The sequence below is a fragment of the Nocardia sp. NPDC055050 genome, from assembly GCF_053608345.1.
The window spans coordinates 1-11,345 of record NZ_JBSGVG010000024.1; the positions used below are offsets into that span (position 1 = coordinate 1).

11 protein-coding genes are annotated in these 11,345 nt (G+C 68.0%); 7 read left to right on the top strand and 4 right to left on the bottom strand.

What is annotated here, in order from left to right; all coding sequences use genetic code 11:
* Window positions 1-119 precede the first annotated feature (119 nt).
* Genes ACWGCN_RS23350 through ACWGCN_RS23360 form a run of 3 tightly spaced genes read left to right on the top strand, consistent with a single transcriptional unit; the run spans window position 120 to window position 3,678 of the window.
* A complete protein-coding gene (locus tag ACWGCN_RS23350) occupies window positions 120-869 on the top strand; it encodes a DUF1989 domain-containing protein (RefSeq protein WP_452458109.1) in 750 nt (249 codons plus the stop codon).
* The gene (locus ACWGCN_RS23355) at window positions 866-1,480 is read left to right on the top strand and encodes an urea amidolyase associated protein UAAP2 (protein WP_379318434.1); all 615 of its coding nucleotides are present in this window, start codon (window positions 866-868) and stop codon (window positions 1,478-1,480) included. Before ACWGCN_RS23350 ends, ACWGCN_RS23355 begins: the two co-directional genes overlap by 4 nt.
* Complete coding sequence (locus ACWGCN_RS23360) at window positions 1,477-3,678, top strand: 5-oxoprolinase/urea amidolyase family protein (protein ID WP_452458110.1); 2,202 nt, start codon at window positions 1,477-1,479, stop codon at window positions 3,676-3,678. Before ACWGCN_RS23355 ends, ACWGCN_RS23360 begins: the two co-directional genes overlap by 4 nt.
* A gap of 6 nt (window positions 3,679-3,684) precedes the next feature.
* On the opposite strand, the gene ACWGCN_RS23365 is transcribed toward ACWGCN_RS23360, so the two are convergent.
* On the bottom strand, window positions 3,685-4,680 hold the full coding sequence (locus ACWGCN_RS23365) for an NAD(P)-dependent alcohol dehydrogenase (protein ID WP_452458111.1): 996 nt from the start codon (window positions 4,678-4,680) through the stop codon (window positions 3,685-3,687).
* Between the two features lie 90 nt (window positions 4,681-4,770).
* On the opposite strand from ACWGCN_RS23365, the gene ACWGCN_RS23370 reads away from it, so the two are divergent.
* A complete protein-coding gene (locus ACWGCN_RS23370) occupies window positions 4,771-5,412 on the top strand; it encodes a TetR/AcrR family transcriptional regulator C-terminal domain-containing protein (protein ID WP_452458112.1) in 642 nt (213 codons plus the stop codon).
* 14 nt (window positions 5,413-5,426) lie between these two features.
* Here ACWGCN_RS23370 and ACWGCN_RS23375 read toward each other — a convergent pair whose 3' ends face one another.
* Window positions 5,427-5,594, bottom strand: coding sequence for a hypothetical protein (locus ACWGCN_RS23375; RefSeq protein ID WP_378990835.1), 168 nt, complete (start codon window positions 5,592-5,594; stop codon window positions 5,427-5,429).
* 354 nt (window positions 5,595-5,948) lie between these two features.
* Here ACWGCN_RS23375 and ACWGCN_RS23380 point away from each other — a divergent pair, with 354 nt between their 5' ends.
* The 3 genes from ACWGCN_RS23380 to ACWGCN_RS23390 are packed head-to-tail and all read left to right on the top strand — an operon-like array spanning window position 5,949 to window position 9,867.
* A complete protein-coding gene (locus ACWGCN_RS23380) occupies window positions 5,949-8,081 on the top strand; it encodes an MMPL family transporter (RefSeq protein ID WP_452458113.1) in 2,133 nt (710 codons plus the stop codon).
* A gap of 5 nt (window positions 8,082-8,086) precedes the next feature.
* Window positions 8,087-9,235, top strand: coding sequence for a sensor histidine kinase (locus ACWGCN_RS23385; protein ID WP_452458114.1), 1,149 nt, complete (start codon window positions 8,087-8,089; stop codon window positions 9,233-9,235).
* The gene (locus tag ACWGCN_RS23390) at window positions 9,232-9,867 is read left to right on the top strand and encodes a response regulator (RefSeq protein ID WP_378990839.1); all 636 of its coding nucleotides are present in this window, start codon (window positions 9,232-9,234) and stop codon (window positions 9,865-9,867) included. The genes ACWGCN_RS23385 and ACWGCN_RS23390 overlap by 4 nt, the downstream gene beginning before the upstream one ends.
* 17 nt (window positions 9,868-9,884) lie before the next feature.
* On the opposite strand, the gene ACWGCN_RS23395 is transcribed toward ACWGCN_RS23390, so the two are convergent.
* Together ACWGCN_RS23395 and ACWGCN_RS23400 are read right to left on the bottom strand one after the other, a co-directional pair.
* Window positions 9,885-11,036, bottom strand: a complete 1,152-nt coding sequence (locus ACWGCN_RS23395; RefSeq protein WP_378990841.1) for an ATP-grasp domain-containing protein — start codon at window positions 11,034-11,036, stop codon at window positions 9,885-9,887.
* A gap of 41 nt (window positions 11,037-11,077) precedes the next feature.
* Window positions 11,078-11,245: a hypothetical protein gene (locus ACWGCN_RS23400; RefSeq protein ID WP_452452944.1), complete on the bottom strand. Its 168-nt coding sequence runs from the start codon at window positions 11,243-11,245 to the stop codon at window positions 11,078-11,080.
* Between the last annotated feature and the right edge of the window lie 100 nt (window positions 11,246-11,345).

Genomic DNA, 11,345 nt, shown 5'->3' on the forward strand with positions numbered 1-11,345 from the left:
CCCCGGTGCCTGACCGGCGGCCCCTCAGGGCCGCGGACACGCGCGCGCCAGCGCGCCAACAAACACAGCGTCAAACCGTCCTGGGACTACCGAACCCAGGTCATCCCAGGAGGTCAACGATGACAAACACCCACTCCACCACCGGCGCCCGCGCCCACGCACGCGCCCAAGCCGCAGCAGCGACCATCACCACCCCCGACACACCCCCTGACATAGACCCCACAAAAATCGTTGCCGCACAACGCATCCCCCCAGGCGGCTACGCGAACATCGCGCTCGGCCGAGGCACTCGAGTGCGCCTCAGCGACCCCACCGGCACCACCTGCGCCCACCTGTTCCTACTACGGACCGAATCCCCCTGGGAACGGCTGAATGTCGCCGACACCGTGAAAGTCCCGTGGCAGGCCTACCTCAGCGCAGGCCATCCACTGCTCTCCGACCAAGGCCGGGTCCTGGCCACCGTCCTCGCCGACTCCGACGGCCACCACGACACCCTCTGCGGCCCCACCACCGAGGGCCGCCACCAACTCCACCTGGCAGGTGCCAAACAAGGTCTGGAGCCGCGCGATATCGGCCCCTCGATCGCCGTGTTCCGCGGAGCCGTGGTCGCGGTGGACGGCGCGATCGAGCCCACCGGCAACGGCCCGGCAGGCGCCACCCTCGACCTCATCGTCCACCTCCCCCTGACCCTCCTGGTCGCCAACGCCCCGCACCCCCTCGACGACCGCCCCACCGGCGACCTCGACCTTCTCGCCTGGTCCTCCCCCGCGGATCTGGACACCCGCAACGACGACCCCGAATACCGCCGGGCCGTGGAGAACACCGAAGCCGCCTGGACGGCCGCACTGAACACGGAGGTTCCGGCATGACCGCCACCCGCACCGTCGTCCTCGACGAGACCGTCCCCGCCCGGGCGCCGTGGTCGGCCGTCGTCCGCGCGGGCGACCACCTCGACATCATCGACCTGCACGGCAATCAGGCCGTCGACTGCCTGCTCTACTCCGCCGCCGATCGCACCGACCGCTACAGCGCCCAGGCCACCATCGCCGCCCAGCGCAACATCTTCCTCACCACCGGCAGCGTCCTGCGGACCGAAGGCGGCACCCCGCTGATGACGGTGGTCGCCGACGAGGTCGGCAACCACGACACCATCGCCGGCGCCTGCTCCCAGGAATCCAACACGCTGCGCTACGGCCACCACACCCGCCACCAGCACGCGTGCGTGGAGAACTTCCTGACCGCCGCTCTCGAATGGGGCCTGGGCAAACGCGACCTGGTCTCCAACATCAACTGGTTCATGAACGTCCCCGTCGAACCCGACGGCACGCTCGGCATCGTCGACGGCCTGTCCGCCCCCGGCAAGAAGCTCACCCTCCGGGCCGAGATCGACACTCTGGTCCTGGTTTCCAACTGCCCCCAGATCAACAACCCCTGCAACGGTTTCGACCCCACCCCGGTCCGCATGGTGGTGACCCGATGAGCCTCACCGACACCCCCATCGATCCCGCTGCCGACCTGGCCCCGACGAAGCTCCCCGCGCCCAGTGGTGTCATCGACTCGACCACGAAGCAGGCGGTCGGCCCGGCCGAGTCGCGCGCCGCGAGCACGGTCGACCCGACAGGCACCAGTGCGACCGAGCCGACTTCGGACACCCCGGCGGCGCCTGCGCCCAGTCGGCGGCGCCTCGATGTCGTCCGTCCCGGAATGCAGACCACCGTGCAGGACTGGCCGGGACGAATCGGGTACTGGCACATCGGAGTTCCGCCGTCGGGGCCGATGGATGACCTGTCGTTCCGCCTGGGCAATCGCGTGCTCGGCAACCTCGAGGGCGCGGCCGGGCTGGAGTGCACGCTGGGCGGACCGGCGTTGCGGTTCGCCGAGCCGACGTGGGTGTGTGTGACCGGCGCGGTCGCCGATGTCCGGGTGGACGGCGTCCCGGTCGAGCAGTGGCGGACCGTCGAGGTCCCGGCGGGCGGCGTGCTCGATGTCGGCGCGATCCGGGGCCCCGGCATGCGCACCTACATCCTGATCGCGGGCGGTATCGATGTCGACGAGTTCCTGGGCAGCGCAGCGACATTCACACTCGGCAAGTTCGGTGGCGGAACGGGTGCCGCGTTGCGCGCCGACGATTCGCTCACGCTGGGCGCGCCGTCGACCCGCCGCGCCCCCGCCGTCCCGATGGCCGACCAGCCCGCCTTCGCGCATCGTTGGGAACTCGCCGTCACCGAGGGCCCCCACGGCGCACCGGAGTTCTTCACCCGCGACGACTTCGACACCATCATCGGAACCGACTACGAAGTCCACTTCAACTCCGATCGCACCGGCGTCCGCCTCATCGGCCCGAAGCCCGAGTGGGCCCGCACCGACGGCGGCGAAGCGGGCTTGCATCCGTCGAACATCCACGACAACGCGTACACCGTCGGCGCCCTCGACTTCACCGGCGATACTCCGATCCTGCTCGGCCCGGACGGCCCCAGCCTGGGTGGATTCGTCTGCCCGGTCACCGTCGTCGCCGCCGATCGCTGGAAACTCGGCCAACTCACGCCGGGCGACAAGGTCCGCTTCGTCCCCATCCGTTCCGAACACGCCGCCCCCGCGGCGGAACTCGGCGCTCGTCGACGCGCTTGCTTCGGCACCGTCCTTTCGGCAGGTCGCGACGGCGACGACGGCATCCTGCGCCGCACCGAAGTCGACGACGAGACCGGCGTGACCTACCGCCGCCAAGGCGACGACGGCGTGCTCGTCGAATACGGCACGCTCACCCTGGATCTCGGACTTCGGGCCCGCGTCCACGCCCTGCACCAGCACCTCATCGCGATCGGGTTGCGTGGCGTCATCGAGCTCACCCCGGGGATTCGCTCACTCCAGATCAGGGTCGACCCCGCTGTCCTGCCGATCCCCCGCCTGCTCGACCTCCTCGCCGAGGCCGAGGCGCAGCTGCCGAATTCCGATCAGCTGGTCGTCCCGAGTCGCACGGTCCATCTCCCGCTGTCCTGGGACGACCCCTCCACCAGGGAAGCGATCACCCGCTACATGCACGGCGTGCGCGCCGACGCCCCCTGGTGCCCGTGGAACATCGAGTTCATCCGACGCATGAACGGCCTGCCTTCCGTCGAGGATGTCTACAACACGGTCTTCGATGCCGAATACCTGGTCCTCGGCTTGGGCGATGTCTACCTCGGCGCCCCCGTGGCCACCCCGACCGACCCCCGCCACCGCCTCGTCACCACCAAATACAACCCGGCCCGCACCTGGACCCCGGAGAACGCGGTCGGCATCGGCGGCGCCTACCTGTGCATCTACGGCATGGAAGGCCCGGGCGGCTACCAATTCGTGGGGCGCACCACCCAGGTCTGGAACCACCGGGCACGCCCGAGCGGCACTGCGGGCCCCGGCGTCGACCGCTTTTCCACCGACCCCGAAACCCCGTGGCTTCTGCGTTATTTCGACCGCATCCGCTGGCACCCGGTCGAGGCGGACGAGCTACTCGACCTTCGCGCGGATTTCGCGGCGGGCAAGGTGGACATCACCACCGAGAACGGCGACTTCCGCCTGGCCGACTATCGCACGTTCCTGGCGGACAACGCCGACTCCATCACCGACTTCCGCGCCCTGCAGGCGGGAGCCTTCGCCGAGGAACGCCAATCCTGGCGCACCGCAGGAGAACTCACCGACTGAGCGAGGTCAGGCAATGAGAACAGTTTTCCCCGACGCGTGCCCTTGCTCGAACGCGGCCATGGCAAGGGCCGTGTCGGACAAGGGGAACCGCCGCTCGATCACCGGCCGCAACTTTCCGGAGACGGCCAATTCGGCCAGGTATCGCAGGTCGGCGGTGGCGGGTCGCATGAGCAGTGCCTTCAGGGTCTGTCGCGCGAACAGGTCGGTGAGTGCCACCTGACCGAGCCATCGGATCGGGCCGAACCAATTGTTGCCCGGCGCGGCGGCGGAGGAGATGAACACACCGTCCACGGCCAGCGCGCGACGGATTTCGCGCAGTTCACGGTTGCCCGCGAGGTCGAAGATCACGTCGTAAGGCACGTCTGTCAGAGTGAAATCGTCTGTGGTGTAATCGATTACGACATCGGCACCGATATCGCGCACCATGTCGACATGCCGGGTGCTACACACCGCCGTCACGTGCGCGCCGAGCACCTTCGCGATCTGCACCGCGAAACTGCCCACCCCACCGGACGCACCGTTCACGAGCACCCGTTGCCCCGGCCCGACCTTGCCGATGTCGCGCAGCCCCTGCAAGGCCGTCATTCCCGAATCCGGTATCGCCGCGGCGTCTTCCAGGCTCAACCCAGCGGGGACAGCGGCGAACGAACCCGCGTCCGCGCACACGTACTGGGCGAACCCGCCGCTGGGGACCGCACCGAAAACCTGATCGCCCACCCGGAATTCAGCGACCGAGGCACCCACCGCGACGACCTCGCCCGCCGAGTTCTGCCCGATCATCCGACGCTTGGGCCTGCGCAACCCGAACCCGAGCCGCAGCAGGTACGGCGTCCCGGTGAGCAGATGCAGGTCCCCGCTGCACAGCGACGCCGCCCGCACCCGGACCACCACTTCCCGGTCCCCCGGCGTCGGCCTCGGCACGATCTCGGTCCGCAACACCTCGCCCCCGCCGTATCGGGGCGCGATCCAGGCGGTCATCGAGGCGGTATCGACATCGGTCATGAGAACTGTCCCTCCTCTCGCACTTACAGCGTAAGTCTCTGAGATGAGACGGTACGCTTACGCCGTAAGTAGGTCAAGGAGAGGACGCCCATGCCGACGCGCACCCCACTCACCAGGGAACGCGTCCTACGCGCCGCCATCGACCTCGCCGACCGGCAGGGCCTTGCCGCCCTGTCGATGCGCAACCTCGCCAAGACCGTCGGCGTGGAGGCGATGTCGCTGTACAACCACGTCGCCAACAAGGACGACCTCTACGACAGCATCATCGACCTGGTGGTCGCGGAGATCTACGTCCCCCGTGCGGGCGGCGACTGGCAGGCCGAACTCCGCCGCCGCGCCGCCTCTGCCCACGAGGTCCTGCTGAGCCACCGCTGGGCCACCGGCCTGCTCGGCTCCCGCATCAACGTCGGCCCCGCCATGCTGCGTTACGTCGACGCCACCCTCGGCTGCCTGATCACCGCGGGCTTCACCTACGAACAGGCCGACCGAGCCTGGAATGCCCTGGACAGCCACATCTACGGCTTCACCGTCCAGGCCATCAACTTCCCTCTCGACCCCTCCGAATACGCTTCGGCGGCACAACAATTCCTTCCGCTCGTTCCCGCCGAAACCCATCCCCACATGCACGCGCTGGCCGCGCGCGTCATCGCCGGAACCCACTCCGGCGCGGCTGATTTCACCTTCGGCCTCGAGCTACTTCTCGAGGGGTTGGCCGGTCTGCTCCCCCGCTGACAACGGCGTGGTGATCAGATACAGATCTCCACGCTGCCCAACGGGAAGCACAATGCCACCGATCCGACTTCCGATGCTGTGGGAGGCGCGGGCACGGCAGCCGAGGCCGCGGGAGCGGCGACAGCGCCAAGAGCCAGAACGATGGCGGCAGCGGCGGCCGCCTTGCTGATCTTCGCGGACATGGGGAGTCCTTTCTCTCGGGTGAACTCGGTTGGTTGGTTCCTAGCTGCGCGCTCCCTCAGTCTTCGCTGTGACGAGGGCAAACTCCAGGCAAGAAAGCATTACGTCAGACGCAGTGGCATCGCGGAACTGTCACTTCCGGGCTTCGACGGTCGCCCGCGAAACGTCCCCTGCCGCGGAAGCCGGCGGTTTTCCCGGCGTGATACCGCGAAAACGAATGTTACCGACCCGTGACCTTCGTGCCACCGAATACACCGTTCCGGAATGTGGCCAGAGGTTGTCCACCGATCGGTGGACACGAAGTTCGACCGGTCGATGCTGTCTACGGCACCGGCCACCCGAGCAGCATCGACGACATGCGAAATCGCTTGGTATTGATCGCCGTTGCCAGCGCGCGCCATCCGTGGCGGGCCATTGTGGGCTGGTTCGTCTTCGTGGCGTTGTGCGTCGGAATCGGGGTCGGCATCGGCGGGAAACCCGCAGCCACCGAGGACTTCTGGATCGGCGAGGCGGGCCGCGGTGAGGCGCTCGCGACCTCGGGCGGATTGCAGCAGGCGCCGATGGAACGGGTGCTGATCACCGGCGGCGGAACTGCCGCGCACAACGCCGCTCAGGATGTCATCGACCGAATGCTGACACTGCCCGAGGTCAGATCCGTTGATGCTGCGGTGTATTCACCGGATGGGACGGTGCTGCGCGTCGACGTGACCATGGCGGGCGCCGAACTCGATGCCAAGAAGCACGTGGCCGCGCTGCGTGCGCAAACCGATCAGGTACAGCGGGCATACCCGGACCTACAGGTCGAGCAGACCGGCGGTCCCTCCATCAGCAGCGGCGTCGAAGTCTTGCGCGGGCGCGATCTGGCGAGAACCGAGATGATCGCGCTGCCGATCACCCTGCTCACCCTGCTCGTTGTGTTCCGTTCGGCGGCAATGGCTCTGGTGCCGTTGTTGCTGGCGATATCGTCGATCGTCGCGGCAATCGGGCTGTCGCTGCCCGCCTCACACCTGTTCCCCGACAACGGTGTCGGCACGAACATCATTCTGCTGATCGGGATGGCGGTCGGCGTCGACTACACCCTGTTCTATCTGAAGCGGGCGCGCGAGGAGCGGGCCCGCGCGGGCGGCGCGCTCAGTTCACGGGCGCTGGTGGAACTGGCCGCGGCGACCTCCGGGCGCGCGGTGGTGGTTTCCGGGATCGCCGTCGCGGTCTCCAGCGCGACGATGTATCTCGCCGACGACGTGGTCTTCTCCTCGATCGCGACCGCCGCGATTCTGGTCACCCTGGTCGCGGTGGCCAGCTCGCTCACCGCACTGCCCGCCCTGCTGACAGTGCTGACCGATCGAGCCGAGCGGCGCGCGGCCCGCAAGCCCTCGGCACCGGAGCGAGAGAGCACCGGCCGACTCACCGGTTCCCTGCTGCGACTGACCGCCGCACGCCCGGTAGCCGCACTGACCGTCGCGGTGCTGGCCATGCTCACGCTCACCGTGCCACTGCTCGGCCTCGACCTCACCGACATGGGCCGCGAGACCCATCCGCGCTCCATCCCCGCCATGCAAACGTTCGATCGGCTCACTACCGCGTTCCCTCAGCTGAAGTCGATGCACCAGGTCGTGGTGGCGGCCGAGCCGCAGCGAGCCGACGAGGTCACCGACGCGCTGCGCGCACTGGCCCGACGAGCCGAGTCCGATCCCGCCCTCGCGGGCGAAACCGAACTGCGCACCTCCCCCGACGGCCGGGTCAGCCTGCTGGAACTGCCCGTCCAGCACCACGTCAGCGACGATGCGGCCCAACAGTCACTCGAACGCCTGCGCACGGACTACCTACCGGCAACCGTCGGCACCCTCTCCGGCGTGGACTCCGCGGTGACCGGTGATGTCGCTCGCTATGCCGACTACCCGCGCCACCAGGAACAGAAGCTGCCCCTGATCATCGCGACGTTGCTGCTGGTGACGTTCGTCCTCACCGTCGTGACGTTCCGCTCCGTGGTCCTCGGATCGATCGGTGTCGTGCTGAATCTGCTCTCGGCGGGCGCATCGCTGGGCCTGTTGACCGCGGTCTTCCAGAACACCTGGGCCGAGGGCCTGCTCGACTTCCATTCGACCGGCTCGATCGGCTCCCGAGTCCCCCTGCTGCTGTTGGTGATCCTGTTCGGACTGTCGATGGACTACCAGATTTTCGTGCTCAGCCGCATCAGCGAGCTCGCACGCGCCGGGGTGCCGACCCGCCGGGCCGTACTCGCCGGCGTCGGCGGTTCGGCGAGCGCGGTGACCAGCGCCGCGTTCGTCATGGTCACAGTGTTCGCGAGCTTCGTTCCGCTGCACATCATGGAGATGAAGCAGATGGGCTTCGCCCTCGCGGCGGCGGTCCTGCTCGACGCGTTCGTGATCCGGATCGTGATCCTGCCCGCGATGTTGCTGCTGCTGGGTGATCGCACCTGGTGGCCCGCCCGCTCCGCCCGCACCGCCGAGCCGGTGAAAGTAGGCTGAGCGAAATGGAGGAGAGGCCGACCCGGATGCGGATTCTGCGCCGGTGGTACGCCGGATGCTGGGTGCTGTTCGGCCTCGGCCCGCCCGTGATCGCCGTGCACGATCGCACCGATGTGACGAAGTACTCGACGTGGATCCTGATCACGGCGCTGGCCGCGAGTTATCTGGCGCTGACGACCTTTCCGCGTCACCGCGTCGTCGGCACCACCGGCTTTCTGTGCCTGCTGGTCGCCGTCCTCGGCATGACAGCGATCTTGCTCGAGGGCGGTGCGGCCTTCTTCATCGTCTCCATTCCGCTGTTCTGGATCTACACTCCGACACCGCGCCGCGCGGTCGGTTACCTCAGCGCGGCGGCGGTAGCCACCCTCATCGGGAATCTCACCGGACCGATCTTCTCCCCCGGCAATGCCACTTTCACCCTGCTCGGATACGCGGGCGGCGTCCTGCTCGGGCTGTGGATGGACCAGGTGATCAGGCAGGGCGCGGAACGTACTCGCGCCCTCGGCGCCGAGCTGGAACGCACCCAATCGGATCTGGCCGCCGCCCACCAGCGGCAGGGCGCGGCCGAGGAACGCGAACGGATCGCCCGCGAAATCCACGACACGCTCGCCCAGGGCTTCGCTTCCATCGTCGTGCTGGCCGAGGCGGCCCGCGACGGCATCGGCACCGATCCGGCGGCCACCGCCAAACAGCTGTTGTCGATCGAGCGCACCGCCCGCGAGAACCTCACCGAGGCAAGGGTGCTGGTCGGCGGAACTCCCGCGGACAGCACCGGGATCGCCCAGACGCTGCGCCGGGTCCTCGATAGCTTCGTCGAAGACACCGGGCTGACCGTGCACGCCGAACTGGCGGACGTCGTCTGCGACCAACCCACCAGAATCGGCCTGCTGCGCTGCACGCAGGAGTCACTGGCCAACGTGAGCAAGCACGCGAAGGCGAGCACTGTGAGCGTGGTTCTCTCCCACACCGATGCCGGACCCGAACTCGAGATCACCGATGACGGAATCGGTTTCGCACCGCACGAGGCTCGTGGATTCGGCCTGAACGGGATGCGTAACCGGCTGGCCGAACTCGGTGGCGAATTCGCCGTCACCAGCTCGCCCGGCGAGGGCACCAGGATCTTCGCCCTTCTCCCCGCGACCGGACCGACGTGACCGAGCCCCTGCGCCTGATCCTCGCCGACGATCACCTCGTGATGCGGGCGGGTCTCGTCGCGCTGTTGCAGGCCGAACCGTCCATCCGGATCGTCGGCGAGGCGGCCGACGGCGCGGAAGCCATCGATCTCGCCGAACGGCTGTGCCCCGATGTTGCGCTGCTCGATCTACGAATGCCGGTTCTGGACGGCGTCGCCGCGACCCGCGACATCGTGCGCCGCACCGGAACCCGCGTCCTGATCCTCACCACCTACGACACCGATGCCGAGATCGAACGCGCCATCGAAGCGGGCGCCATCGGCTACCTCCTCAAGGACACCACCCGCGATCAACTCGTCGACGCCATCCACGCCGCCGCCCGCGGCCAGACCGTCCTGGCGCCCCGGGTCGCCGAACGCCTGGTCGCCCGCATCCGCCGCCCCGAGCCGGTCACCCTGACACCGCGAGAAATCGACGTCCTGCGCGCGGTCGCCGACGGCCTGTCCAACCCCGAGATCGGCCGGCGCCTCGTCATCGCCGAAGCCACCGTCAAAACCCATCTACTGCGCGTCTTCGCCAAACTCGACGTCAACGACCGCACCCACGCGGTCATCGTCGCGATGAAGCGGGGCCTGTTCACCACCGGCGAGTGACCGACTCCGGCAGCCGATCAACCGGGCACCAGGTCCGCGCTCCTGCGCACGGCACCGGGGAACTGACCGTCCGATTGCGGCGCGACCTCCATCACCGCTTCCGCCACGGCGAGGCAGGCGCCGAGCCGCGGCAGTCGGCGCAATCCCGAATCCCCTTGCAGCAGGAGCCGAACCGCGGCCCATGGCAGGTTCACATCAGCGAACGACGTGTGGAACAGGCCCGCCGAGGGGCGTGGATTCGCCTCGAGCAGCACCGGTTCGCCACCGCGATAACGCAATTGAACATTCGTCAGATAGGCCAGTTCGAAATGCCGTACGAGTCGGCGCGCGATGTCGACCAGCGCGGGATCGTCGAGCAGGATGCGGAAACGTCCCTGCTTGGCCCGCGGAATACCCATCAGCAGTTCGCCTCCCGACGCGGAGAGGCAGTCGATGCTGATCTCCGGTCCTTCGAGGAACGGCATCACGAGCAGCGGCGGCACCGCTTCGCCCTCTTCCGCCGCCCGCCGCATCGCCCCCGCGACCGCCTCGACCGAGGCCACCGGCCGGGGCGCGACCCGCAGGTTCGCCATGGTCAGCGGGCGGTCGTCGAGGATGCGGAAGCCGAACGCCGAGTACTCACCGCTGGGCTTGATGCACAGCGTCTCCCCGGTGAGCGAAAGCTCGTCGACAGCCGCGTAGAACTCATCGACGTCGGCCGCCTCGCGCCACGGCGGTACGGGAATTCCCGCGGCACCGGCTATCTCGTAGGTGAGAACCTTGCTGGTCAGCGCCGTCACCGCGGACAGCGGCGAACACATCAGACTGGTACCGACCGCGGCGAAGTCCGCCGCGCGGCCCGCCAGTGCGTCGAGCCGTCGCGGCGGAATGAGCACGTCGATGCGATGTGTCCGACAGAAATCGAGCGCGAACTGCGCATACTCCTCGTTGCTGACATACCGAGGTTCGATCGCCGACACATCACACGCCGAGAGAGCTGCCGCACTCGGATCCACATTGCTGGCGAAAACAGTGACCTCGACCCCATCAGGGTTCTCCCGTAGCAACCGCATGACCTGAACGCTGGCCGCACCCGCACTGCTCAGCCAAATCCGAAGCGTTATGGCAACCGCTCCCTTCCTTTTCCCGAAGCGAACCCGGACCTTATCCCGGTTCTGCTTCGAGCACATTTCGGAAAGAAGGACCCCACGTCACATCGGGGGGAACTACATCACATGCCGTACTTGCGGACGAATTCCTCGGTGAGGTCGATCGCGGGGAGTCCGAGATCGGTGGCTTGGGTGTTGGCCGGGGTTTCCTCGATCCACTCCGCGGGAGCGGGCGGAAGCTGTCGCCACTGCGCTCGTGGATCGGTCTGGTCGTCGTGCTGATCGGTCATAGGCCCTCCCCTTGTTCCTGCACCCAGGATAGGGCCGACGAGGGCACCTGCGCCACAACTACTCGCCTACCGAGCGCTCCGGTAGGCGAGTAGCGGCGGA